The 24,715-nt window shown below is 36.6% G+C and carries 21 protein-coding genes and 1 tRNA gene; 16 read left to right on the forward strand and 6 right to left on the reverse strand.

Annotated features, from left to right (window positions below; translation table 11 throughout):
- Nucleotides 1-3 precede the first annotated feature (3 nt).
- Nucleotides 4-1,002, reverse strand: a complete 999-nt coding sequence (dusB, locus tag HMPREF2660_RS04255) for a tRNA dihydrouridine synthase DusB (RefSeq protein ID WP_070485741.1) — start codon at nucleotides 1,000-1,002, stop codon at nucleotides 4-6.
- 28 nt (nucleotides 1,003-1,030) lie between these two features.
- On the opposite strand from dusB, the gene HMPREF2660_RS04260 reads away from it, so the two are divergent.
- The 8 genes from HMPREF2660_RS04260 (at nucleotide 1,031) to atpG (ending at nucleotide 6,801) form a co-directional block, all read left to right on the forward strand.
- Nucleotides 1,031-1,264 (forward strand): AtpZ/AtpI family protein, encoded by a 234-nt coding sequence (locus HMPREF2660_RS04260; RefSeq protein WP_013598297.1) that lies wholly within the window; start codon nucleotides 1,031-1,033, stop codon nucleotides 1,262-1,264.
- On the forward strand, nucleotides 1,254-1,622 hold the full coding sequence (locus HMPREF2660_RS04265) for a hypothetical protein (protein ID WP_013598298.1): 369 nt from the start codon (nucleotides 1,254-1,256) through the stop codon (nucleotides 1,620-1,622). The genes HMPREF2660_RS04260 and HMPREF2660_RS04265 overlap by 11 nt, the downstream gene beginning before the upstream one ends.
- Before the next feature lie 95 nt (nucleotides 1,623-1,717).
- Entirely contained in the window at nucleotides 1,718-2,869 is a 1,152-nt protein-coding gene (gene atpB, locus HMPREF2660_RS04270) for a F0F1 ATP synthase subunit A (RefSeq protein ID WP_083299059.1), read from the forward strand.
- 48 nt (nucleotides 2,870-2,917) lie between these two features.
- Entirely contained in the window at nucleotides 2,918-3,127 is a 210-nt protein-coding gene (atpE, locus tag HMPREF2660_RS04275; protein WP_013598300.1) for an ATP synthase F0 subunit C, read from the forward strand.
- A 105-nt stretch (nucleotides 3,128-3,232) separates the two neighbouring features.
- Nucleotides 3,233-3,730, forward strand: a complete 498-nt coding sequence (locus HMPREF2660_RS04280; protein WP_070485743.1) for a F0F1 ATP synthase subunit B — start codon at nucleotides 3,233-3,235, stop codon at nucleotides 3,728-3,730.
- Nucleotides 3,730-4,290 carry an ATP synthase F1 subunit delta gene (atpH, locus tag HMPREF2660_RS04285; RefSeq protein ID WP_013598302.1) on the forward strand — a complete coding sequence of 187 codons (561 nt, stop codon included), beginning with the start codon at nucleotides 3,730-3,732 and terminating at the stop codon, nucleotides 4,288-4,290. The genes HMPREF2660_RS04280 and atpH overlap by 1 nt, the downstream gene beginning before the upstream one ends.
- A gap of 11 nt (nucleotides 4,291-4,301) precedes the next feature.
- The gene (atpA, locus tag HMPREF2660_RS04290) at nucleotides 4,302-5,879 is read left to right on the forward strand and encodes a F0F1 ATP synthase subunit alpha (RefSeq protein WP_070485745.1); all 1,578 of its coding nucleotides are present in this window, start codon (nucleotides 4,302-4,304) and stop codon (nucleotides 5,877-5,879) included.
- A gap of 55 nt (nucleotides 5,880-5,934) precedes the next feature.
- Nucleotides 5,935-6,801, forward strand: a complete 867-nt coding sequence (gene atpG, locus HMPREF2660_RS04295; protein WP_070485750.1) for an ATP synthase F1 subunit gamma — start codon at nucleotides 5,935-5,937, stop codon at nucleotides 6,799-6,801.
- Nucleotides 6,802-7,013: 212 nt separating this feature from the next.
- Here the strand turns inward: atpG and HMPREF2660_RS04300 are convergent, their stop codons facing one another.
- The 3 genes from HMPREF2660_RS04300 to HMPREF2660_RS04310 form a co-directional block, all read right to left on the reverse strand.
- Nucleotides 7,014-8,066, reverse strand: a complete 1,053-nt coding sequence (locus tag HMPREF2660_RS04300; RefSeq protein ID WP_070485752.1) for a phytase — start codon at nucleotides 8,064-8,066, stop codon at nucleotides 7,014-7,016.
- Nucleotides 8,063-8,914 (reverse strand): metallophosphoesterase, encoded by an 852-nt coding sequence (locus tag HMPREF2660_RS04305; protein ID WP_255356411.1) that lies wholly within the window; start codon nucleotides 8,912-8,914, stop codon nucleotides 8,063-8,065. Before HMPREF2660_RS04305 ends, HMPREF2660_RS04300 begins: the two co-directional genes overlap by 4 nt.
- A 139-nt stretch (nucleotides 8,915-9,053) precedes the next feature.
- Complete coding sequence (locus tag HMPREF2660_RS04310) at nucleotides 9,054-11,852, reverse strand: TonB-dependent receptor (RefSeq protein ID WP_070485756.1); 2,799 nt, start codon at nucleotides 11,850-11,852, stop codon at nucleotides 9,054-9,056.
- Nucleotides 11,853-12,058: 206 nt separating this feature from the next.
- Here HMPREF2660_RS04310 and HMPREF2660_RS04315 point away from each other — a divergent pair, with 206 nt between their 5' ends.
- Nucleotides 12,059-13,123 (forward strand): NAD(P)/FAD-dependent oxidoreductase, encoded by a 1,065-nt coding sequence (locus tag HMPREF2660_RS04315; RefSeq protein ID WP_070485758.1) that lies wholly within the window; start codon nucleotides 12,059-12,061, stop codon nucleotides 13,121-13,123.
- 128 nt (nucleotides 13,124-13,251) lie between these two features.
- Complete coding sequence (locus HMPREF2660_RS04320) at nucleotides 13,252-15,168, forward strand: ABC-F family ATP-binding cassette domain-containing protein (protein ID WP_070485760.1); 1,917 nt, start codon at nucleotides 13,252-13,254, stop codon at nucleotides 15,166-15,168.
- Nucleotides 15,169-15,277: 109 nt separating this feature from the next.
- On the opposite strand, the gene HMPREF2660_RS04325 is transcribed toward HMPREF2660_RS04320, so the two are convergent.
- Together HMPREF2660_RS04325 and rho are read right to left on the reverse strand one after the other, a co-directional pair.
- Nucleotides 15,278-15,871, reverse strand: a complete 594-nt coding sequence (locus tag HMPREF2660_RS04325) for a hypothetical protein (protein WP_013598310.1) — start codon at nucleotides 15,869-15,871, stop codon at nucleotides 15,278-15,280.
- Nucleotides 15,872-15,968: 97 nt separating this feature from the next.
- Nucleotides 15,969-17,555: a transcription termination factor Rho gene (gene rho / locus HMPREF2660_RS04330; protein ID WP_070485762.1), complete on the reverse strand. Its 1,587-nt coding sequence runs from the start codon at nucleotides 17,553-17,555 to the stop codon at nucleotides 15,969-15,971.
- A 185-nt stretch (nucleotides 17,556-17,740) separates the two neighbouring features.
- On the opposite strand from rho, the gene HMPREF2660_RS04335 reads away from it, so the two are divergent.
- The 6 genes from HMPREF2660_RS04335 (at nucleotide 17,741) to HMPREF2660_RS04360 (ending at nucleotide 24,614) form a co-directional block, all read left to right on the forward strand.
- On the forward strand, nucleotides 17,741-18,154 hold the full coding sequence (locus tag HMPREF2660_RS04335) for a DUF4293 domain-containing protein (protein WP_013598312.1): 414 nt from the start codon (nucleotides 17,741-17,743) through the stop codon (nucleotides 18,152-18,154).
- A gap of 217 nt (nucleotides 18,155-18,371) precedes the next feature.
- Nucleotides 18,372-20,561 carry a glutamine synthetase III family protein gene (locus HMPREF2660_RS04340; RefSeq protein WP_013598313.1) on the forward strand — a complete coding sequence of 730 codons (2,190 nt, stop codon included), beginning with the start codon at nucleotides 18,372-18,374 and terminating at the stop codon, nucleotides 20,559-20,561.
- Nucleotides 20,562-20,950: 389 nt separating this feature from the next.
- Nucleotides 20,951-22,339 carry a trimethylamine monooxygenase gene (locus HMPREF2660_RS04345; protein ID WP_070485763.1) on the forward strand — a complete coding sequence of 463 codons (1,389 nt, stop codon included), beginning with the start codon at nucleotides 20,951-20,953 and terminating at the stop codon, nucleotides 22,337-22,339.
- Nucleotides 22,340-22,616: 277 nt separating this feature from the next.
- On the forward strand, nucleotides 22,617-23,798 hold the full coding sequence (locus HMPREF2660_RS04350) for a pyridoxal phosphate-dependent aminotransferase (protein WP_070485764.1): 1,182 nt from the start codon (nucleotides 22,617-22,619) through the stop codon (nucleotides 23,796-23,798).
- 104 nt (nucleotides 23,799-23,902) lie between these two features.
- A tRNA-Met gene (locus tag HMPREF2660_RS04355) sits at nucleotides 23,903-23,976 on the forward strand.
- Nucleotides 23,977-24,194: 218 nt separating this feature from the next.
- Nucleotides 24,195-24,614, forward strand: coding sequence for an Imm44 family immunity protein (locus HMPREF2660_RS04360; RefSeq protein WP_013598316.1), 420 nt, complete (start codon nucleotides 24,195-24,197; stop codon nucleotides 24,612-24,614).
- Nucleotides 24,615-24,715 lie beyond the last annotated feature (101 nt).

Here is a 24,715-nt window from a genome sequence, read left to right on the forward strand (position 1 = left end):
ATTTTAAATATTATTTAGTAATTGAGGAATAAATTCTTCTTCAATTTCTTTAAAGGTTGCTTCGATATCAATTAAATTATCTTGCGTAACTAATTTTGTACGATAAGGTTTAAAGTTTGGAATACCTTTAAAGTAATTCGTATAATGCATACGAGTTTCTAAAATTCCCGTACGTTCACCCTTCCACTCCATTGCCCAAAGCAAATGATTTCTAGCTGCTTCTACTCGTTCTTGTATAGTAGGTTCGGGTAAGAATTCGCCTGTTTCTCGGTAATGTTTTATCTTATTAAAAATCCAAGGATGTCCGATTGCAGCTCTTCCGATCATGATTCCATCTACACAATATTTTTCTTTAAACTCGATAGCTTTTTGGGGTGAGTCTATATCGCCATTTCCAAAAATCGGAATTTCGATGTTGGGATTGGCTTTTACGCGAGCAATATGCGACCAATCCGAATGGCCTTTGTACATTTGGGCCCTTGTTCGCCCATGAATTGCCAATGCTTTGATGCCGGTTTCTTGTAAGCGTTCGGCAACCTCATCAATGTTAATCGAATCGTGATCCCAGCCTAAACGCGTTTTTACTGTTACAGGTAGATGTGTGCTTTCAACAACCGATTTTGTTAGCCGAACCATAAGATCAACATCTTTTAAGACGCCTGCTCCTGCACCTTTGCATACGACTTTTTTTACTGGACATCCAAAATTGATGTCTACCAAATCGGGCTCAACTGTCTCGACAATTTTTGCAGACATGGCCATGGCTTCTTCATCGCCACCAAAAATTTGAATGCCAATTGGTCTTTCTTCATCGAAAATGTCTAATTTTTTCCTACTTTTGATAGCATCTCGGATGAGACCTTCGGAAGAAATAAATTCAGTGTACATAAGGTCGGCGCCGTTCATTTTACATAACCGACGAAATGGAGGATCGCTAACATCTTCCATAGGAGCCAATAACAAAGGGAAATTGGGTAAGCTAATGTTGCCTATCTTTACCACAGATTTTTTTGCAAAATTACAAAATATTATGAAACAGAAATCAAAGTTGGAAAATGTAAATCAATACCTGAAATTTTCTGCAATGGGAATTCAGATGGGCGCTGTGATTGCTATTTTTGCTTTGGTAGGTCGTTGGCTCGATAAGAAATTTCTGACAGAGACACCATACTATACTGCAGGATTAGCACTCGTTGGGGTTTTGGCCTCCATGTATCTCATGATAAAACAATTACCCAAATCTGACAAAAAAAATGAAAAATAAACTTGTAGCTATTCTTTGGTATTTGATTCTTGCCCTAGTTTTTTTTGTTTTACAGTTTTCTATTTCAGATTGGCTTTTATCCAATTCTCCCAAAGAGCTGATTGTAAAATGTTATTTGGTAGTTGGTCTAATTACACTGTTAATCTTGTTCAATGCTCTGATAATTCAACGATTGTACCCAATACATGTAGGTTCTGTTTTTTTGGTTGGGATGATTGCTAAAATGGCAGTAGTGTTGGCTTGGGTCTTTGTAAATCAGGAAATTAAAGACAATATTTATCAATTAATTCTTGCATATTTCTTACTTTTGTTTGCAGAGGTAATTGGGTTTGTTAAACTGCTATCAGACAAGCGTTAACATAAATTGATGATTTTTAGCATTAACCTTTGGTAAGTAGGTAATAATATTATAATTTTGCACCCAATTTAGAATTAGAACCATAAACTTAGAAGATGAAATTTTCGACTTTATTCATTTTACTGTTTTTCTTCGTATTTAGTTTTACGAAGGCTGAAGATGTCTCGGTGATACAACCTTCGGAGTCTACTTTTCAAGAATTAGTAGCTAAGGAAAAGAAAGCATACGCTGAGGAAGCCGTGAAAGTAAAAACGGGCGAAAGTAAGTATAACCCAGTTCCAGTGATTATGAGTCACCTTGCCGATGGGCACGATTGGCACTTTTGGGGTGAAGGAGAAAATAGTTTTACAATTCCATTACCGGTGATTTTATGGGATAACGGACTAAAGATTTTTATGTCTTCTAAATTTCATCACAACGAAGAAGTTGCAGAAGTAGATGGTGTGCATTACTTCAATTATAACGAAAAAATTTATAAAACCGATGCACAAGGTACAGTAACGTTCGAGCCAAATGAAAAAGGAGAGATGAAAATAGCCAATGAAATGCCGTTGGATTTCTCAATTACAAAAAATGTTGCATCTATGCTTTTGTCAGTGGTAATCATGATTTTACTATTCGGAGCAGTTGCTGCAAATTATAAAAAACAAGGAAAAGAAGGTTATGTGCCAAGAGGTGTTGCCGGTTTCATCGAGCCGATCATCATCTTTATCCGTGACGAGGTGGCGATTCCTAATATCGGTGAGAAAAAATATGCGCGTTATATGCCTTATTTGTTAACCCTTTTCTTTTTTATTTGGATCAATAATTTATTAGGGTTGTTACCAGGTGCAGCAAATCTCACAGGAAATATTGCTGTAACGCTAGTGTTGGCTGTAATAGCACTGATTGTAATCAATGTGTCAGGGAACAAACACTACTGGGGGCATATGTTGTGGATGCCGGGCGTACCGGTGCCTGTAAAATTAATATTGGCACCAATCGAGTTGGTTGGGATTCTCACAAAACCCTTCGCTTTGATGATTCGTTTATTCGCTAATATTACAGCAGGACATATCATAATCATGTCATTGATTTCGATTATCTTTATCTTCCAGACAGAAGCTGTAGCATTAGGGGCATTACCGTTGACTTTATTTATAGATTTCTTAGAGTTATTGGTTGCGGTATTGCAAGCCTTTATTTTTACGATGTTAGTATCGTTGTTTATCGGAGCGGCAGTGGCAGATCCAGAGGAAGGGCATTAATCTAATTTAAAAGCAAAAAATAATTTATTAATACTAAATATAATTATCATGACAGGAAGTATTGCAGCAATCGGAGCTGGTTTAGCAGTTTTAGGAGTTGGTTTAGGTATCGGTAAAATCGGTGGATCAGCTATGGAAGGAATCGCTAGACAACCAGAAGCAGCATCAAAAATTCAAACAGCTATGATTATCGCAGCTGCTCTTATCGAGGGTGCTGGATTATTCGGTATCGTAGTTGCGTTATTAGGTAACGGATAAGAATTTAAACAAAAATTGGCTTCTGTAACGGTTGGTTGTAGAAGCTAATTTTTCTTTCACAAATGTTTAGAGATAAAAAATACAAATAATAAATAAAAATATACAATGGATTTATTAACTCCTTCGATTGGTTTGATTTTTTGGACAGCTATAGTTTTCATTATCCTATTAGTTATTTTGCGTGCGTATGCTTGGAAACCAATTCTAAATGCAGTAAAAGAACGAGAAAAATCGATAGAAGATAGTCTGAATGCTGCTAAAAAAGCAGAAGAACGTATGGCTAGCCTAAATGCAGAAAACGAAAAACTGATGAAAGAAGCCATTATCGAGCGTGATGCCTTATTGAAGCAAGCACGCGAAATGAAAGATTCGATCATTAACCAAGCAAAAGATACGGCGACGATTGAAGCAAATCGTATAATCGAATCGGCTCGTGAAGCTATCCAAAATGAGAAAACTGCAGCGATGAGTGATATCAAGAATCAAGTAGCTCAGTTATCGATTGAGGTAGCCGAGAAAATTATGGCAAAAGAATTGTCACAACCAGGCGCACAAGAAGACTTGGTAAATCAAGTTATTGATCAAGTAAAACTCAACTCATAATGGCAGGGATTAGAGCAGCAAGCAGATATGCAAAGGGCTTAACTCAATATGCACAGGAGGTAGGGCAAACACAAGCTGTATATGCAGAAATGTTGGATTTGAAAACCATGCTTACCAATAGCCATGATTTACGCACTTTTCTACAATCACCAATTTTTGATGAGAAAAAGAAACAAAGTGTTTTATCAGAAGTTTTTAAAGGTTTTTCACCTTTAACGCAAAAGTTTATTGCCTTAACAGTGAAGAAAGGTCGAGAAAATATTTTAGACCAAATTGCTGATCAGTATATTCGTTTGTACAATGCGGCCAACAAAATTGTAACAGCAGAAGTAATATCAGCAGTAGAATTAGATCAAGTTACTTTAGATAAAATTGTAGCAAAAGCAAAAGAATCTTTGCCGGCAGATGCTCAGGTAAAAGTAGAGAATAAAGTAGACAGTAGCCTAATCGGTGGATTTGTATTACGCGTTGGGAACCAACAAATCGATACAAGCATCAAAACAAAAGTTGCTAACTTGAAAAAAGAATTCAGTAAAAACGATTACATTCCTAAATATTAAATATTTCAAACATGCCAGAAATAAATCCAGCTGAAATTTCAGCAATTTTAAAACAACAACTTTCTAGCTTAGATTCTACAGTAGAATTAGCAGAAGTAGGAACCGTTCTAAGTGTAGGGGATGGTATTGCACGTGTATATGGATTAGACAATGCACAATATGGTGAGTTAGTAGAATTCGCGAATGGTTCGGAAGGAATGGTACAAAACTTAGAAGAAGATAACGTAGGTATTGTATTATTCGGTCCATCGACAGCCATTAAAGAAGGAGATACAGTAAAACGTACCAACCGTATTGCTTCCATCAATGTTGGGGAAGGAATGCTTGGGCGTGTTGTAGATATGTTAGGAAATCCTATCGATGGAAAAGGTCCTATCGAAGGTCAATTATACGAAATGCCTATCGAGCGAAAAGCGCCAGGGGTAATTTATCGTCAACCAGTAAACGAGCCTTTGCAAACCGGTATCGTATCGATTGATTCGATGATTCCGATTGGTCGTGGACAGCGTGAGTTGATTATTGGTGACCGCCAAACCGGAAAAACTTCTGTTGCTTTGGATGCTATCCTAAACCAGAAAGAGTTTTACGATCGTGGAGAGCCAGTTTTCTGTATATATGTTGCCGTAGGACAAAAAGGTTCTACTGTAGCTGGAATTATGAAAACCTTACAAGAACACGGAGCAGATAGATATACAGTGATTGTTGCAGCAAACGCATCAGATCCTGCACCAATGCAAGTGTATGCGCCAATGGCCGGTGCTGCAATTGGAGAATTCTTCCGTGATTCTGGACGTCCTGCACTTATCGTGTATGATGATTTAACCAAACAAGCCGTAGCTTACCGCGAGGTGTCTTTATTATTACGTCGCCCACCAGGACGCGAAGCATATCCAGGAGACGTATTCTACTTGCACTCTCGTTTATTAGAGCGCGCTGCGAAAATCATTAAAGATGACACCATCGCTGCACAAATGAATGATTTACCAGAATCTATGCGTCCGATCGTAAAAGGAGGAGGATCATTAACTGCCCTTCCGATTATCGAAACGCAAGCAGGTGACGTTTCTGCCTATATTCCTACCAACGTAATTTCGATTACCGATGGTCAGATTTTCTTAGAGTCAGATTTATTCAACTCAGGGATTCGTCCAGCGATCAACGTAGGTATTTCGGTTTCTCGTGTAGGAGGATCTGCCCAAACCAAACCAATGAAAAAAGTATCTGGTACCCTAAAATTAGACCAAGCTCAGTACCGAGAATTAGAAGCTTTCGCTAAATTTGGGTCTGATTTGGATGCTGCAACAATGGGAGTTATCGGGAAAGGTGAACGTAACGTAGAGTTATTGAAACAAGGAGTAAACTCTCCAATTCCGGTAGAAGAACAAGTAGCTGTAATTTTTGCTGGTACAAATGGTCTCTTGAGAAATGTTCCGGTAAACAAAGTAAAAGAATGGCAAACCGATTATATAGACGTTATGCGTTCTCAACATTCAGATACACTTACAGCTATCCGTAACGGTAAATGGGATGATACCATTATCGATATTTTGAAAGCAGTTGTGGCTGATACAACAGGAAAATATAATTAATAATAGTACAAGCAGGGAAACTTGTTTCCCTGTTTTAGTCCATCTAAATTAGATTATGGCAAACCTAAAAGAAATACGTAACAGGATTACTTCGGTAGGATCTACTATGCAGATTACCTCTGCTATGAAGCTCGTTTCGGCTGCAAAGCTTAAAAAAGCACAAGATTCTATTATAGCACTCCGACCTTACGCTAATAAATTGCGCGAATTGGTACAAAACATTAGTTCGAACTTAGATTCTGAAGTGGGAACTGCTTTGACCGAACAACGTGAAGTGAAAAATGTTCTCTTGGTTGTAATCAATTCAAATCGTGGACTTTGTGGTGGATACAACTCAAGCATCATAAAAAAAGTAAATAGCCTTTTGCAAACTGAACTGAAAGGTAAAAACGTAGAAATGATTACCATCGGTAAGAAAGCGTTCGACGCCTATAAAAATACAGGACACGTAAAGCAAAATGCTTCTTCGATTTGGGATAATCTCAACTTTAATGATGTAGCTGACGTAGCAAATGCCATGACCGAAGATTTTGTAGAAGGAAAGTACGACCAAATTCGCATTATTTACAATAAATTTATCAATGCTGTGTTACAAGAAGTACAAAACGAACAATTTTTACCTGTACAAATTGAGCAAGTAGAAGAAGTAAATAATGAGGAATTGGAATATATCTTCGAGCCAGGAAAAGCAGAAATAGTAACTGACCTTATTCCGCTTACCCTGAAAACACAGTTGTACAAAGCAGTTTTAGACGCTAACGCATCTGAACATGGTGCACGAATGACTGCAATGCACAAAGCTACAGATAACGCTGAAGAGTTGAAGCGTAATTTAGTTATCCAGTATAACAAAGCCCGTCAGGCAGCAATTACCAATGAAATCCTGGAAATTGTATCGGGTGCGGAAGCTCTCAATGCATAAAGCGTAGGAAAAAATAGAAAAGTCTATAACCAAATAAAAAAACCACTCAAATATAGAGTGGTTTTTTTATTGGCATATAGTAATTTCAAGTTTGATGTTTGAATGAATTATTCTGGTTTTTCAATTACTGTAAGTTTATCTATGGATAATAAACCTCAGTTTGTAAAATTACGAATGAAATAGAGATGCTATTTCTATCGGAATAAGAACTATCAATTGGTTTGCTGTTTGTCAATTTCAGTTTGTATGATGTTCCAATCATAATAATGAAAAACTTTACCATTGCTCATGGTGACCATCAATCCGTTTGTAAAAGGTTTGCCAAAGTTGAAGTTCACCGCATCGGCACCGTCACATTCTATACTAGAAAAAGGAATTTTTGCAATCATTTTGTGATTATGTGGGTTGGTAGATTCTCCTTCTCGTTTGTACACTACAAAATTATTCGCTTGCTGATCAGAAATCAATATATATCCATCTGTTTCGCTAGTTTTATACAAGGCAATACCTTCGTGGTCGCGTTTGAAATCGTTTTGTCCAAAAAAAGCCAGTTCTTTGTTTCCTTTCTCTGGATCAGCATAGTATTTTCTAATGCCAGAAGTTTCATCTGCATAATATACATAGCCTAACTCATTATCAACCATGATGGCTTCTATTTCTTTTTTTCCAGAATATGCCCCAAATTTACGAACCAATTTCGCTTGAATACTTCCGCTAATGGCTTTCAGTTCATATTGATAGATATACTCATTAGATGGACCGTTTTTCCTACCTACAATTGCATATACTTTTCCCGTTTCAGATTGTGTATAAAGAGCAATTCCCATAGGGTCTTTTTGATCAGAATCTTCGAAAACAGATAGTCCACCGTTATCAACCGGTTCTAAATTTGGTAATGAAAAAATACGAATTCTGTTTTGTTTACGTTCGGTAACGACTGCAATATCTATTCTTGTCCCATTTAAATCAAAATTATAAGCAACATCAACATTGTTTGGACGATCCATAGGGTACACCTTGTTTACAATTTGTCCTTGTAAATTATAGGCATACAAACCACCTGTAGCTTCTTCTTTATCAGTCCCGATAATAAGAGATTGTGCAGGATTGTTTTTATTTATCCAAATGGCAGGATCGTCTGTGTCGTGTGGTGTGGGTTGTGTAACAATTGTTGGTTTTATCGCATTTGCTGCAATAGGAGCTAATTTGTTGCCGCATGAAACGGCAATAAAAGAAATTACGGAAAGTATGATTATTTTTTTCATTTTTTTATTTCGGTTTTATAAATAACTTTATAGCTATCTTTCTGAGATTGAATAATATATGCTTTTAAAATATTCTCTGATAAGGTAAAAGCCATGAATCCTGGAACTGAGTCGGCAAACAAAGTCCCTTCTGTTTTACCGGTTTCACGTAGTTCACTGCCCGCACCGGATAAAAATTGAGTTAGTTTTTTATTGTTCTTTCTAATGATTTGCAAATCGTGCTCGTGTCCACAAATATAGGCATCTACTTGGTATTTGTCGAATATAGGTTCGAAAATATTTTTTATTTCTATTGTTTCTTTTGCTTCCTTACGTTTTCCGCCCGAATACAAAGGATGATGACCAACTACTATTCGCCAAACAATTTTAGGATCTTTATTTTCTAGTTTAGACCTTAGCCAAGCTAACTGTTCTTGTGTATCTTGCTTGTCGATTGCTAAATATTTAGCCGTGTTTTTTTGATATTTTGATACAAAAGGATTAGTGTCAATAATCAATAACTGTAAAAACTTATTTTGGTCAATTTCGATTAGTTTTTCATAATACGTTTCGGGCATTTCCCATCGTCTCGATATTTTGGTATAATCTATCTGTGCCTGGATATTGCCTTCGTAATCGTGATTACCCAAGGCAACATACCACGGATTGTGTAGAGAATGGTGGGTGTAGATACTTTCGAACGAAGAAATCCACTGATAATCTTTTGTACTTTGAACTCCCGAAGGATAAAAATTATCACCAACAGCAATAGTAAAATCAAGATCTAATATATCTGCAACAGCTCCCATATCTCGTGCTACTTCTTTTTGAGTGAATGCTCCGTGGCGACCAAAATCTCCTATTGCCAAAAACGATAGGCCATTTTTTTCTGGTAGAATGTCATGATGTTGTGATACAGATAAAACAACTGTATTATCAGCTTTTTGCTGACCATACAGTAGGTGTGTAATTATTATAAATAATACGGAGAAAATTTTTTTAACTTCATTAGAAATCGTATTTAATACCCAATGTGAAACGAGATTTGTAATATTCTAATTGTTGGAGACGATTGGTTTCGCCTTGGTAGTAACGTAATGGTTGATTTGTAAGGTTGTTTGCCTCAAAAAATACGCGCCAATTAGACATAAATTTATACGACATATTATAATCTAAAAAGAATTGTTTGTCGTAATAACTATCTTCAAACTCATTTCCACCAATTTCGTCTAAATAAGCCGATGTGTAGTTGGCTGATAAGCGTGCAGAGAATTTTTTGTTTTCCCAGGCCAGAGATCCGTTGAGCATATGTGGTGCAGTACGTGGGAGTCCAAGACCTGTACGTTTTTCGCCATCTTCGTTGGTAATTCCTTTAGCATCCGACTTTGTGTATGTATAGTTAGCGTATAAGCCAAAATTCTTAAAAAAGTTGCCTGGTAGAAAATCTAACTGTCGTTGAAAAGCTATTTCAAAACCGTACACCGAAACTTTATCTCCGTTTCTTGCTTGTGTGAAATCCCAATTTTCACCTGCCGGTATTGGGTTGGCAACACCCGGAAAATCGGCACTAAAATCATTAGCTGTGTAGATTTTGTTGTTATAGGTGTATATAAAATTGTTTAAGTTTTTGTAGAAAACTCCTCCAGAAACAATACCGATATTTTTGAAATAATTTTCTACCATAATATCGAAATTAGTTGCGTACGTGGCTTTTAGGTTCGGATTACCGGCTTTAATTTCGGTATCCTCTTGGATAACATTTACGTATGGAGCCAAATTATAATAATTAGGACGTGCTAAACTTGTCGTAACCGCTGCACGTAAGATGAAGTTTTTGGTAAACTTATGTTTCAATGTTACGCTTGGTAAAAAGTTGAAATAATTGTTTTTGTTTTTTATTTCTCCCAACAAATCTTCTTCATCCTTAACATAATTTCCTGTATATTCGATTGCTGTGTGTTCTAAGCGGATCCCGGTAATAATAGAGGTTTTATCATCAAGATCCTGATCCCAACGGAGGTAACCAGCAGTAATGTTTTCTTTTGCTTTGTAATTAGAAGATAAAAACTCTGAAGGCTCTAAAGTTTCTTTGAATAAATTTGGATCATATAAGTCTAAGTTACCCAGGTATTTACGGTCTACAAAATAACCCGGTGCGTATTGAGAACCTGGATAGAAGTTTTCACCACTCCAATATACATTTGGCATTTGTGCCAAACTGCCCATTGCGTTAATTGGTTTGTAAGAATAAAAAATATTATCGCGTTTTTTGTCTTTTAAACGCATGCGAGCACCAAAACGCAAGCGTCCTTTTTCTCCATCAATTACCGATAAAGGTAAACGGAAGTTTATTTTTGCTCCAATTTCTTCTTCTTGTGTATAATTATGATTTTCTGTGATCTTTCGCAATTCAAAGTTTTCGGGATTTTCTCCTTTTACAGCATATACATACGGGCTGTTATCATTAGCAACACTTTGCCCCATGGTAACTTTTCTTTGTCTGAAATCAATGTAACGCTCATTTGGTCTATCTTCACTGGCTTTTGAGTACGATACCGACCAATCCATATCCAGAGTTGTAGAAAGAAGATGTTCTCCTCGCAATGAAAAATTTAGAACTCTTTGGTCTTCTAATCGAGTATTTTTGTTACGATTATTATCGATACCGCCCTTTGTTTCTCTTCGAATTTCTCCCACATAAGTACCATCATCTTGTAGTTTTAGATCACGGTAGCGAGTTCTATAACGGTTTTCGCGATCATCACGCCAGTTGTACATAGCTGTGAAGTCTATACGATTGTTTTCATTAAAAACATAATCAGAACTTAAAGAAAAACTTCTACGAACACGTTGTACATCGTATTTGCGAATGTCCATTTGTTTTATATACGCCTTATCATTTTTGTCTTTACCCCAAACAGCTTCTATATTATCTGAACCAAAATTTTGCGATTGCCATGTTGCCGATGCTACAATCCCTAGCTTATTATCAGCAAGACGGTTTCCGTAAATAAAGGCACCATTGTACAAACCTTTTTCGCGGATTGGTGCATAGCCTCCCGATAAAGTAACCGAAATGCGTTGTTTGTTTGGTACTGCACGGGTAATCAAATTTACCGATCCTCCTATGGCATCGGCATCCATATCAGGTGTCAAGGTTTTATTTACTTCGATAGACGAAATCATATCCGATGGGATTAAATCCATCTGAACGTTCCTGTTATCCCCTTCGGCAGAAGGAATGCGATCGCCATTTAAAGTAACCGAATTTAATTCTGGCGATAAACCGCGTACAATAATATTACGAGCTTCACCTTGGTCATTTTGCATGGTAATTCCCGGAACACGCTTCAGCGCATCACCAATATTGGCATCTGGAAATCGACCAACCTGATCAGATGATATAATGTTAGAAATATTAGCGTTATTGCGTTGTTGGTTTAGTGCTTTGGCTTGCCCGCGAAGATAATCTCCTACAACAACTACCTCATTCAATTGTTCGATTCCCGAGAACAACTCAAAATTAGCTACTGTATTTTGGTCTGAGCTTATTATTACTTCTTGAGAAGCTGTTATATAACCCAAATATTCTACATAAACGTTGTAGGTGCCTTCTGGTAAACTTAAAAATTCGTAACCTCCATTTTGATCAGAAATTGTATATCGGTTGCTGTTTTCTATTTTTATGGTTGCTCCGGGCAATGAAAAGTTATTTTCACCGTCTACGACTTTACCGGTTATTACCCCGTTCTGAGCAAAGGATATTGCACTTACCAATGAAGCGACTAAGATGTAAAAATGTTTCATTCTTGTATTTTTTTCAGAAAAATTTGTCTGAACAAAACTAACAATCGTTCTAGGAGAGGACTTTAGTAAAAGATTAATTTATTATTAAATATACGTATAGAGAAAGTGAAAAATACGGCAAGAAACTTGCGCTAATTTTTGTAGGATAGGCCGATTATCGTAGGGTAAAATACAAAGAAACTCTTACCTTTGACCAAAAGAAAAAGATGAAACAAGTCGATTATATCGTGGTCGGTTTAGGGGTTGCTGCAACAGCTTTTATAAAATATTTGTTAGAACATCAGCATTCCTTTGTCGTGATTAATCAAGATTTTCATCGTGCATCTACCGTTGCGGCGGGTTTGTATAATCCCGTTGTGCTAAAACGTTTTTCTTTGGTATGGGATGCTCGACAACAATTAGAAAAAATGCACGAACTTTTCTTGTGGTACGAACAATTTTTTGATAAGAAATTTATTGATGAGATGCCAGTTTTTCGTATATTCAATGATGAACAAGAACAAAAGACATGGCACAAAAAAGCAACTACTCATCACGAACTTGTACCATTTCTTTCGACCGATTTCCAACAATTAAAGATATACAACGATATCAAAGACCCATACGGTTCTGGTGAAGTTTTAGCAACTGGCCGAATCGATTTACGATTGTTGATACCAACACTAGAACAATATCTTAGACAGAAAGAAAACCTTCTTCAAGAAAAATTTCGGTATGAGGATTTGCAAATAGTACCCAATAGCATATCCTACCAAAATCTACAAGCCAAACATGTTATTTTTTGTGAAGGCTATCACATTCTTTCCAACCCATACTTTAGAAAACTACCTATTATTGGTGTAAAAGGCGAAGTTTTGACGATCAGAACCGAAGCTAAACTACCCAAAGCCGTGGTGAAAGGAAAAGAGTTTTTGTTTCCGTTATCAAGCGATGAATATTTTGTTGGTGCAACGTATGACCGCGATTGTCTGGATTATGAAGTTACAGAATCAGCCAAAACAGAGCTTTTATCAGGTATCGGAAAAGTGGTCGATTCATCGTTTATGGTTTTGCATCAGCAGGCCTCAATTCGTCCAACGGTAAAAGACCGACGTCCGATTATTGGTGGGCATCCAACCTATAAAAATTTATACTGTTTCAACGGAATGGGAACACGTGGGACGATGCTTGCACCCAAGATGGCAGAAATATTGTATCTGCATATAGAAAAAGGGCAACCTATAGATAATCAGTCAGATATAGCTCGGTTTTATGATGAGTATTTCGATTAGGATTTGCTTCTAATGCCTAAAAAGTAAGCAAAAAGTTTGTGAATGTTGCATTTTGTAATTTTACAGTAGCGATAGAAATATAATAATGGAGCCACCTCTACTTCGTTGAAATCTATTATTTTTGCAAAATGTTATTAGTTCAAAACTTAGGAGTTTATTTTTCGGGTAAATATTTATTCGAAGATGTTTCTTTCCGGATCAATAAAGGAAACCGTGTCGGATTGGTTGGCAAAAATGGTGCAGGCAAATCGACCTTGCTCAAGATATTGGCTAAAGAACAACCTGCTACAGAAGGAGAGGTAGTATACGAAGGAGAGGTAACCGTTGGCTATTTGTCACAAGATATCGACTTTATTCAAGGAAGGACAGTTTGGCAAGAAGCAGATTCTGCATTCGAACAATTAACACAAATACAAGAGAGAATCGACTTTGTGAATAAAGAATTAGCCGAACGCACCGATTACGAGTCAGATGAATACAGTAAACTTATCGAAGATATTGCTCATCTAACAGAGCGCTTCGGACTTTTGGGTGGATACACCAAAGACGCCGAAATAGAACGAATATTAATCGGCTTAGGATTCAAACCCTCTGATTTTCATCGTTCTACCGACGAATTTTCTGGCGGGTGGCGTATGAGAATCGAATTAGCAAAACTTCTACTCCAACAGCATGATGTTATGCTACTCGATGAGCCGACGAATCATTTGGATATCGATTCGATTATTTGGTTAGAAGAATTCTTAAAAGATTACCCAGGAGCTGTAGTATTGGTATCGCACGATCGACAATTCTTAGACAATGTTACCAATAGAACTCTAGAAATTGCTAATCGACAGATTGCAGATTATAAAGCAAATTATTCTAAATATTTAAGTTTACGAGAAGATCGAAAACTTAAATTAGAACAAGCTCAGAAAAATCAAGAACAAATGATCAAGCATACCGAAGACTTGATTGCTAAATTCCGCGCCAAAGCCAATAAAGCGTCTATGGCACAATCACTAATAAAAAAGTTGGATAAAATAGAGCGCATCGAAATAGAAAACGAAGATGTTACCAAAATGAATATTCGTTTTATAGATGCAGTTCAGCCCGGAAAGATCATTTTCGAGCTCGAAAATGTAGGTGTATCATTCGGTGAACATTCGGTGTTTGAAGGTGTTTCTTTCTATGTCAACCGAGGTGAAAAAATAGCATTTGTTGGGCAGAATGGTCAAGGGAAAACTACGCTTTCACGGGCCATCATCGGCGACATAGAGTACAGAGGGAAAATCCATCACGGGCACAATGTAGAGGTTGGTTATTTTGCACAAAATCAAGCGCATGTTCTCAATGATAAATATACCGTACTCGAAGAAGCAGAAAACTCTGCAACCGAAGAAACAAGAAAACATGTTCGCGATTATTTGGGGGCTTTTATGTTTGGTGGAGATGCTGTAGAAAAAAAAGTGTCAGTCCTTTCCGGAGGGGAGAGAAACCGTTTAGCACTTTGTAAACTATTGCTACGACCTTTTAATGTGCTAATTATGGATGAGCCAACCAATCATTTGGATATACAATCGAAAGAAATCCTGAAAAAAGCACTGAAGAAATACCAAGGAACCTTGATACTTGTTTCGCATGATCGAGAGTTTTTAGAAGGTTTGGTGGATAAGGTATACGATTTCAGAAATGGAAAAGTTAAAGAATATTTAGGTAGTATCGATGATTATTTGGCAGAAGTGAAGGCTGGAAATTTCCGTGAGGTAGAAAAAGGTGTTGAACCAGAAGCAATCTTGTCTCAAAAAAAGGAAACCAAAAAAGAACAGCCGCAAATAGAATTATCTTTTGAAGAGGCAAAAGAACAAAAAAGATTGAAAAATCGCTTGTCGAAAGTAGAATCGGATATTACCGAATTAGAAATTAAAATCGAGCAATTAGAAGCAAAAATGACTGCAGGAAATCAAAGCCAAAAAGAATTGGATGATTATCATCAAGTACAAACTGATCTTGATGCTCTAATGGAGGAGTGGGAAGAAATATCAGAGAAAATCATCGAATAACATATTGGTATTTAATTTGTAAGCATTGTCAACTTAATAAATTATAAAACAAAACCGCACGAAGCTTTTTCGTACGGTTTTGTTTTTGATAATGGATAGGATACCAAAATTATCTTCCTAATGGGAGATTGTAAGCGACTCCAGCACCAACGGTTCCCGCGTTGAACTTATCGTTTCCTACTTTTCCTTCATTGCCCACAAAAACTTTTGTGTAGTGTACAAAGAAATTCCAATTGCGGTTGTGATAGCCAATTTCTGGACGCAAATACAAACCACCACTCGGCATATCGGCATTGTAAAGCGATTCGCTTGGGTAATGATTGTTGGCTACTTTTTCTTTGCCAACGATAAATCCATATCCGATATCGGTACCACCGTAGAAACCAGATTTCCCTGGATATACTTTGATTAATGCAGCAATAGGTATTACACCAAAATCATTGTTGTCAATCGTTACACCGTCAAAATTTCTTTTCTTGCCGAAGAAATGATTGTATCCAGTAGAGACACCTAATCCAAAACCTGGCACAACCAAATTTTGATAAGAAATATCTAATCCTGCATTTGCACTTGTGTTTTGGCCAGTCGAAGCACCTGCATTTACACCAATTTTCAACATGTTTTTCATGTCAGCGCTTTGAGCTAAAGCCATATTCGCAGCAAAAATGCTAACAAATAATAATAGGATTTTCTTTTTTAGCATCGTTTTTATTTTATTCTAATTGTTGATACTAATTATAGCAAAAACTTAGCCATTAAAAATTTGTAGGTTTTGTATGGTTGAGATAAACCTTTTACAATTATTTATTCATCGAAATTAAAAACTCTTCATTGTTTCTTGTATCCTTGATTCGGTTGAACAAGAAATCCATTGCTTCCACCGGGTTCATATCGGCCAAATGGTTGCGCATAATCCACATACGTTGTTGTGTAAGCTCATCGAGTAATAAATCGTCCCGTCTTGTACTCGAAGAAACCAAATCAATTGCTGGGAAAATACGTTTGTTGGCAATTTTTCTATCCAATTGTAATTCCATATTTCCTGTTCCTTTGAATTCCTCGAAAATTACTTCATCCATTTTCGATCCTGTATCGATCAGAGCGGTTGCAATAATAGTCAATGAACCGCCATTTTCTATATTTCTGGCAGCACCAAAAAAGCGTTTTGGTTTATGAAGCGCATTGGCATCTACACCACCCGAAAGAACTTTCCCCGAAGCGGGCGATACGGTATTATAAGCACGTGCTAAGCGGGTAATCGAATCGAGAAGAATCACCACATCGTGTCCGCATTCTACCATTCGTTTTGCTTTTTCTAGTACGATGTTGGCAACTTTCACGTGTCGGTCTGCAGACTCATCGAAGGTAGAAGCAACCACCTCACCATTTACCGAACGCTTCATGTCTGTAACCTCTTCTGGTCGCTCGTCGATTAATAAAACCAATAAATAGACCTCTGGATGATTTTGAGCGATTCCGTTGGCAATGTCTTTTAGTAAAGAGGTTTTACCAGTTTTGGGTGGTGCGACAATCATACCGCGTTGCCCTTTCCCGATAGGTGCGAACAAATCTAGGATACGATTGGATAATAAACGAGAGTTGTTCAGGTTAAATTTCTCATTAGGGAAAAGAGGCGTCAAATGTTCGAAAGAAATTCTATCGCGAACAAAGTCGGGTGTACGGCCATTGATTTCGATAATTTTAATTAGTGGAAAGTATTTTTCTCCCTCTTTTGGTGGACGAACTTCCCCGGTAATTGTGTCACCAGTTTTCAGCCCAAATAAACGAATCTGAGACTGAGAAACATACACATCATCTGGAGAAGAAAGATAATTGAAGTCTGAAGAACGAAGGAAACCGTAGTTGTTATCTGGCAAGATTTCTAAAACTCCTTCGGTTTTAATAATCCCATCAAATTCATAATTCGCTGCACGGTATTTGTTCTTCTGTTGTTGCTCGTGCTGTGGATTCTCATGGTTTCGGTTGTTTTTTTGTTTCTGAAAATCCCGCTGCTTGTTTTGCGTAGTTTGTCTGCGGTTTTGTTTTTCTTGCGGTTGAGCAGCTTGTTGATCTTGGTTGGCTAAGGGCTCGACCTTTTTAGGGGTAGTAGTTTCGGTGTTATTTATTTCTAGATTCGTTGTGTCTTGTGTTTCCGAATCGTTTTTTTGCACTCTTCTTCGCTTAGTTTTTTCTTGTTTCGGGAGATTTTCCTCAACGTTCGGCTCATTGTTTTCTTTGATCGATTCGTTGGCTTCTCCTAGCACGCTTATTATGGCATCACTAAGTTCTGCTTTTTTCATTTTTCTAAACCCTTCTATTTTCAATTGAGCTGCCATCTGCTGTAGCTCGGGAAGTTTGCTTTTTTTTATTTGAGATAATTCGAACATAATTTCTCTTACGGGTAAAATTATTTTAAGTTTGAAATTGTTGTTATTAAAGATGTAAAGTGATTGGAAATCAAAACAAAGTTTATGTTTTGAGAAAGTTATAATAAGATTTATACCATGCAATAGTACGAATAATTAGGTAAACTAAAAAAAAATCACCTAATTTTGTAGAGAAAATTTATGTAATGATTCAACGAAAACAAAGTCTCTTTTTATTTTTTAGTGGGATATTTTCTTGTATATTTGCAATCAATGCAGATAATATGTACGATTTGATTGTCGATTGGCTATCAAATCCTGCAAATGGAGATGCAATTGCTATGTTGGCCTTTTATGTTTCTGCATTTTTATCGTTCCTGACCATCATGCTTTTTAAGAATAGAAAGCTACAACTAACACTAGGATGGGTAAATATTGTATTGAATTTATTAATTTTAGGTTTTTTACTATATTATCTATTAATCTTACCTGGAGAAAGTTTTTCTGAGAAAGGTATTGGGGTTTTCGTGCCTATCATACCGATTGTGCTTCTGCTATTAGCCAATCGATTTATTAAAAAGGACGAAAAACTTGTGAAATCTATAGATCGATTTAGATAAATTCCTACAACTTTTTAATATGTGTGCGAAAACGGTCCTTGTAAAAGGACCGTTTTTTTGTATCTAATTTTTGGAGTTTTCTCTCCATGTAGAAATTTTTTTTATCGCCTTAATGTTAAATTTTTTTATTATACCCCTATTTTTATGTAGGGTAATGTTATTGGTTTTGTGTTTTTTTTTATTTTTACCCCATAAAATCCATACTAATAATAGATTTATGTCAACATTCCGTTTCGAAGCCCTTAAAACGGCTAACTCAAGAAAACCAGTAGAAGTAGAAGTACTTCCGAGAAAGTCGCAAATATTTGGCGAAAATGTTTTCAATGATAAAGCGATGCGTCAATTTCTCACACCAGAGTCTTACAAGGCGGTTAGAGCCGCTATCGATCAGGGGGTGAAAATCGATCGTCGTTTGGCCGATAATATTGCACAAGGCATGAAAGATTGGGCCATGAGTAAGGGAGTAACGCATTATACACATTGGTTTCAACCTTTGACAGGAACCACGGCCGAAAAACATGATGCTTTTTTCGAAACAGATTTTGAGGGAGGAGATCCAGTGGAAAAATTCGCAGGAACACAATTGGTGCAACAAGAGCCTGATGCATCTTCTTTCCCGAATGGAGGGATTAGAAACACTTTCGAAGCCAGAGGGTATACCGCCTGGGATCCAACATCACCTGCTTTTGTTTTTGGAACAACATTATGCATACCGACCGTTTTTGTGTCGTACACAGGAGAGGCGTTGGATAATAAAACGCCTTTATTGCGTGCTTTGTCTGTGATTGATACGGCTGCGACAGAAGTGGCACGTTATTTTGATAAGAATGTGAAAAAGGTAACCGCAACATTGGGGTGGGAGCAAGAATTTTTTTTGATTGATAGTGCATTGGCAAGTTCACGTCCCGATATATTACAAACAGGTAGAACACTATTGGGGCATGTTTCTGCCAAAGGTCAACAGCTAGAGGATCATTATTTTGGGTCTATTCCATCACGTGTACTTAATTATATGCGCGATTTAGAAAACGAGTGCATGTTGTTAGGAATTCCTGTAAAAACACGGCATAATGAAGTAGCACCAAATCAGTTCGAGTTGGCTCCAATTTTCGAAGAGACCAACTTGGCGGTAGATCACAATTCTTTACTGATGGATGTAATGCAGAAAGTTGCCGAACGACACTACTTTAAAGTGTTGTTTCATGAAAAGCCTTTCAAAGGCGTTAACGGATCAGGCAAGCACAATAACTGGTCGTTGGCAACCGATACAGGTGTAAACCTGTTATCGCCCGGGAAAACCCCGATGAGTAATCTGCAATTTCTTACCTTTTTTATCAATACAATCAAAGCTGTTTCGGAACATGAAGAATTGATGAGAGCTTCTGTTGCTTCTGCGTCGAACGATCACCGTTTAGGAGCAAATGAAGCTCCACCGGCAATTATTTCAATTTTTATCGGGCAACAATTGACCAAGGTTCTGGAAGAGTTAGAAGGTGTTTCAACAGGTAAGTTATCGCCAGAAGAAAAAACAGACCTTAAACTAAATGTCGTAGGAAAGATTCCAGATGTATTGTTGGATAATACAGATAGAAATCGAACGTCACCTTTTGCATTTACAGGAAATAAATTTGAGTTCCGTGCGGTGGGTTCTACTGCAAATTGTGCCAATGCAATGACCATGCTCAATACCATTATGGCAAAGCAATTAACGGTTTTCAAACAGCAAGTAGATACTTTGATAGAAAAAGGCGGATTGAAAAAAGACGAGGCTATTTTTAATGTACTTAGAGAATACATCAAAGAGACCAAAAATATCTTGTTCGAAGGAGACGGTTATAGCGAAGCATGGGAAAAAGAAGCAGAAAAAAGAGGTTTGTCAAACTACAAGACTACACCAGAAGCATTGAAAGCAAAAATTTCTGAAAAATCGTATGAAGTTTTTGAGTCGATGAATGTGATGAATCGTACCGAAGTTCATGCACGATACGAAATAGAATTAGAAGATTACATCAAAAAAATTCAGATAGAAGGACGTGTTTTGGGTGATATTGCTCGAAACCATGTAATACCGACAGCCTTACGTTATCAGAATTTACTGATAGAAAATGTGAAGGGGCTAAAAGAAATTTTTGGAGAAGAATTCCAAGAAATTGCCAAAGAACAAATAATTATTTTGAAGAAAATTTCCGGACATATTTCTGCAATCAACGAGAATGTACACTTGATGATCAATGAGCGTAAAAAAGCCAATGCTTTAGAAGACCTAGAAGCAGCGGCCTATGCATATTGCAACGTAGTAAAACCTTATTTTGACATTATTCGCCATCATTCAGATAAATTAGAACTGATGGTCGATAATGAATTATGGACTTTGACCAAATACAGAGAATTATTATTCACGAGATAAGAATACTTTAAATTTATTTAAAAAACACAGCACAATCAATTGTGCTGTGTTTTAATTTATACTTGTTTTTGATTTATTTTGATTGATATTCTCTAAAAAAAACAGCTTTTTTTGCTCAAAAAAGATATATTTTGTATATTTGCGGTACTCGAAGTTGAAATTTCATTGATATAATTTCAAAGTTTCGATCTTTTAAAGAGGCCGATTGGCCAACCTCTTTTCAATAGAACCAGAAGGTTCGTCTTTTGGAGTATAAACTCTCCTCAATTTCATCCTCGTTTTTTTAGATAAACAGGGTGTCTTACGAATCAGAATATTGATTCAGTTTAATCGAAATTAGTAAATCATTTGTTTTCAAATTTAAGAAAACAGAAAAAAATTATGCAATTATGACAAATTTTAAAGTAGGAATTATCGGTGCCGGTCCAAGTGGATTAGCCATGTTAAGAGCATTCGAATCGGAACAGAAAAAAGGCAACCCTATTCCAGAAATTAAATGTTATGAAAAACAAGATAATTGGGGCGGTATGTGGAACTACACTTGGCGTACAGGTGTAGGGAAATATGGCGAGCCGATACATGGTAGTATGTATAAGTATCTTTGGTCGAACGGACCGAAAGAATGTTTAGAGTTTGCTGATTATACCTTTACAGAGCACTTCAAGCAGCCAATATCTTCATATCCACCACGCGAAGTTTTGTTCGATTATATTCAAGGTAGAATCAAAAAAAGTAAAGCCCGAGATTTTATCAAATTCAATACCGTTGCTCGATGGGTAGATTATATCGAAGATAAAAAACAGTTTCGGGTGATTTTTGATGATTTGAAAAATAACGAAACGTTCGAAGAATGTTTTGATTATTTAGTAGTAGGTACTGGACATTTCTCTACTCCAAATATGCCTTATTTTAAAGGAATTGACGATTTTACAGGAAGTGTGATGCATGCACACGATTTTAGAGGTGCAGACCAATTCATCGGGAAAGATATTCTACTAATCGGTAGTAGTTATTCTGCAGAAGATATAGGGGTGCAATGCTTCAAGCACGGTAGCAATTCGGTAACAATTTCGTACAGAACCAACCCGATTGGTGCAAAATGGCCGAAAGGAATAGAAGAAAAACCATTGGTTACACATTTCGAGGGCGATATTGCTCATTTTAGAGATGGAACGTCTAAAAAATACGATGCCGTAATTTTATGTACCGGATACCAACACAAATTTCCATTTCTACCAAGCGATTTGCGTCTAAAAACCAAAAACTGTTTATACCCAGATAATTTATACAAAGGAGTTGTTTTTAATGATAACGAACGATTAATTTTCTTAGGAATGCAAGATCAATACTACACCTTCAATATGTTTGATGCGCAAGCCTGGTTTGCCAGAGATTATATGTTGGGTAGAATAGAATTGCCTGCGAAAGAAGAGAGGAATAAAGATATCAAAAAATGGGTAGACGCAGAAGCGAAAACAGAAACGGGTGACGATCATGTAGATTTCCAAACAGCCTATATTAAAGAATTGATAGAAATGACAGATTATCCAAGCTTTAATATTGATAAAGTAGCGGAAATGTTCAAAAGCTGGTTGAATGATAAAGAAAACAATATCTTAAATTATCGAGACAAAGTATATACTTCTGTGATGGACGGTACGCAAGCCGAAGTACATCATACACCTTGGATGAAAGAAATGGATGATAGTCTAGAGCGTTACTTAGACGAAGAAGTAGAAGTAGACGAAAAAGAATTAAGCCGCGTAAACTATTATTAACATTAATAGTAGTTTTACTGATATAAATATAGAAAAACTGGCATTTGCCAGTTTTTTTATAGAACAAACTATCAAGCCATTCTTTAGAACGCCATTTTATCATTAAGCGATAATTTTTCACGAAATTTTCGAAACATACAAACAGTCGTTTGTAGCAAATAGTTTATTGTTTGCAGAATATTTTTGTTTTATTTTGATATGATTTTATCTCATACTGCATAAGATTTCAATTATCTTTGTAGAATATAATAAGGTTAAGAATTAATTATTTTATTCCATGCAACTTTCAGAGCGTTTACAAAAGTTAAAACCATCGGCTACCATAGCCATGACCCAAAAAGCACGTGATTTGCGTAATCAAGGACTCGATATTATTAGTCTAAGTATTGGTGAGCCCGACTTTCATACGCCCGACTTTATAAAAGATGCAGCCAAAAAAGCACTGGATGAAAATTGGACCGCCTATCCGCCCATTTCTGGTTATCCAGAACTGAAAGAAGCAATAATAAATAAATTCAAACGCGATAATGGTATCCAATATACCGCATCACAAATTGTCGTATCTACTGGAGCAAAACAATCGATTTACAATGTAATTCAATCATTGGTAAGTGATGGTGACGAGGTGTTAATCCCGACACCTTATTGGGTGAGTTATTCAGATATTGTAGAATTATCAGGAGGTAAACCTGTCTTTATACCGGCAAGTATCGAAAATGATTTCAAAGTTACTGCTTCTCAAATCGAAGAGTATATTACGCCAAAAACCAAAGCACTTATCTACAGTTCTCCCTGCAATCCTTCTGGGAGTGTGTATACAGAACAAGAACTGAAGGCAATTGCCACTTTAATGTCAAAACATCCAGAAGTAATTATTATTTCTGATGAAATCTATGAGCATATAACTTATGGAGAAAAAATGGTAAGCATTGCATCCTTCCCAGAAGTTTACGACCAAACAGTTACCATCAACGGATTGGCCAAAGGGTTTGCGATGACGGGGTGGAGAATCGGTTTCATAGGTGCACCAGAAAAGTTAGCAAAAGCGTGTGAAACTCTCCAAGGACAAGTAACCTCTGGTACAAATTCTATAGCACAAAGAGCGGCGATTACCGCACTAGAGGCTGAACCTTCGGCCATTCATTATATGGTAGAATCTTTTCACGAACGTAGAAATTTGATGATACAATGGGCCAATGAAATCAAAGGGTTTCGAGTGAATGAACCTAAAGGAGCTTTTTATATTTTTCCAGATGTCTCGGAACTTTTCGGTAAGACTTTTCAGTGTGTAACGATAGAATCTGCCGATGATTTGGCAATGTTCTTGTTAGAAAAAGCCTTGGTTGCAGTAGTGTCTGGTACAGCTTTCGGTTCGCCAAATTGTATTAGAATTTCATATGCTGCCTCTATAGATCAATTGAAAGAAGCGATGTACAGAATAAAAAAAGCGTTGGAATAGAATGAGTTACAGGATAGGTAAACCGTAAATGAAAATAATTTATATTTTTTTCTAGATAAAGTTTGTGATTATTAGAAAAAACCTTTTATATTTGCAATCCAATTGGCGAGGTAGCTCAGATGGTTAGAGCGCAGGATTCATAACCCTGAGGTCGGCAGTTCGATTCTGCTCTTCGCTACAAATAACACAAAGAATCATGTGTTTTTAAAATATAGGGGCTAAACATTATGTTTAGCCCCTATATTTATTATTAATTATACGATTCATTTTTTTTTCATTACTTTTACAATGCACCAGTATACGAAAACGCTTCAATATACAAAGATTCATGGTAGGCGACCAAAATTAAACAAGTTGGTTTGGTAAAAATAAAATGAATATCAAAGAGAAGGTACAATGAGATTGTGGAATTCTGCCGAAGCAGAGCATACTGTAGGACAAGCGTATAGTAAAATTGCAAATGAGATAGAGAGAATAGTTAATTCATATATTGAGGATAAACAATTTTCTGATGCATATAAAGATTGGTGCTGGGCTTATATTGCTATGTTAGAGGGACCAATCATGAAGACAATGAAACTACCAGAGATTGTACGTCGTAACAATAAAAAACAAGATTTAGAGTTTCGATTAAAAATCGATTATCAGTCTTTTCTTGATGGCGATGATAATCAACGATTAGAACTGATTATTGATTCTTTAATTCGTTGTTTAGAGCACCCAAAAATGACGAAAACGTGGAAAGTGCCTGAAAGTGATATTGCTATTTTAAAGGAAGCCTTACAGCTTGCAGAGCAGCAAATGAGAAAGAATTAAAGATAGTTGTTTATAACGACAAGACTCATGTTTTATGTTGTGATTACTTATGCGATGCTTTTAGACGGCGTATTGCTGTTCTAACAGAATATATCCGTAAA

The sequence above is a fragment of the Weeksella sp. HMSC059D05 genome, assembly GCF_001809725.1.
Lineage (GTDB): Bacteria > Bacteroidota > Bacteroidia > Flavobacteriales > Weeksellaceae > Weeksella > Weeksella virosa.

What these genes read in the sequence shown, in the direction of transcription:
- HMPREF2660_RS04260 (WP_013598297.1), top strand. Translation starts at nt 1,031, where the DNA reads ATGAAACAGAAATCAAAGTTGGAAAATGTAAATCAATACCTGAAATTT.
- HMPREF2660_RS04265 (WP_013598298.1), top strand. Translation starts at nt 1,254, where the DNA reads ATGAAAAATAAACTTGTAGCTATTCTTTGGTATTTGATTCTTGCCCTA.
- atpB (WP_083299059.1), top strand. Translation starts at nt 1,718, where the DNA reads ATGAAATTTTCGACTTTATTCATTTTACTGTTTTTCTTCGTATTTAGT.
- atpE (WP_013598300.1), top strand. Translation starts at nt 2,918, where the DNA reads ATGACAGGAAGTATTGCAGCAATCGGAGCTGGTTTAGCAGTTTTAGGA.
- HMPREF2660_RS04280 (WP_070485743.1), top strand. Translation starts at nt 3,233, where the DNA reads ATGGATTTATTAACTCCTTCGATTGGTTTGATTTTTTGGACAGCTATA.
- atpH (WP_013598302.1), top strand. Translation starts at nt 3,730, where the DNA reads ATGGCAGGGATTAGAGCAGCAAGCAGATATGCAAAGGGCTTAACTCAA.
- atpA (WP_070485745.1), top strand. Translation starts at nt 4,302, where the DNA reads ATGCCAGAAATAAATCCAGCTGAAATTTCAGCAATTTTAAAACAACAA.
- atpG (WP_070485750.1), top strand. Translation starts at nt 5,935, where the DNA reads ATGGCAAACCTAAAAGAAATACGTAACAGGATTACTTCGGTAGGATCT.
- HMPREF2660_RS04300 (WP_070485752.1), bottom strand. Translation starts at nt 8,066, where the DNA reads ATGAAAAAAATAATCATACTTTCCGTAATTTCTTTTATTGCCGTTTCA.
- HMPREF2660_RS04310 (WP_070485756.1), bottom strand. Translation starts at nt 11,852, where the DNA reads ATGAAACATTTTTACATCTTAGTCGCTTCATTGGTAAGTGCAATATCC.
- HMPREF2660_RS04315 (WP_070485758.1), top strand. Translation starts at nt 12,059, where the DNA reads ATGAAACAAGTCGATTATATCGTGGTCGGTTTAGGGGTTGCTGCAACA.
- HMPREF2660_RS04320 (WP_070485760.1), top strand. Translation starts at nt 13,252, where the DNA reads ATGTTATTAGTTCAAAACTTAGGAGTTTATTTTTCGGGTAAATATTTA.
- HMPREF2660_RS04325 (WP_013598310.1), bottom strand. Translation starts at nt 15,871, where the DNA reads ATGCTAAAAAAGAAAATCCTATTATTATTTGTTAGCATTTTTGCTGCG.
- rho (WP_070485762.1), bottom strand. Translation starts at nt 17,555, where the DNA reads ATGTTCGAATTATCTCAAATAAAAAAAAGCAAACTTCCCGAGCTACAG.
- HMPREF2660_RS04335 (WP_013598312.1), top strand. Translation starts at nt 17,741, where the DNA reads ATGATTCAACGAAAACAAAGTCTCTTTTTATTTTTTAGTGGGATATTT.
- HMPREF2660_RS04340 (WP_013598313.1), top strand. Translation starts at nt 18,372, where the DNA reads ATGTCAACATTCCGTTTCGAAGCCCTTAAAACGGCTAACTCAAGAAAA.
- HMPREF2660_RS04345 (WP_070485763.1), top strand. Translation starts at nt 20,951, where the DNA reads ATGACAAATTTTAAAGTAGGAATTATCGGTGCCGGTCCAAGTGGATTA.
- HMPREF2660_RS04350 (WP_070485764.1), top strand. Translation starts at nt 22,617, where the DNA reads ATGCAACTTTCAGAGCGTTTACAAAAGTTAAAACCATCGGCTACCATA.
- HMPREF2660_RS04360 (WP_013598316.1), top strand. Translation starts at nt 24,195, where the DNA reads ATGAGATTGTGGAATTCTGCCGAAGCAGAGCATACTGTAGGACAAGCG.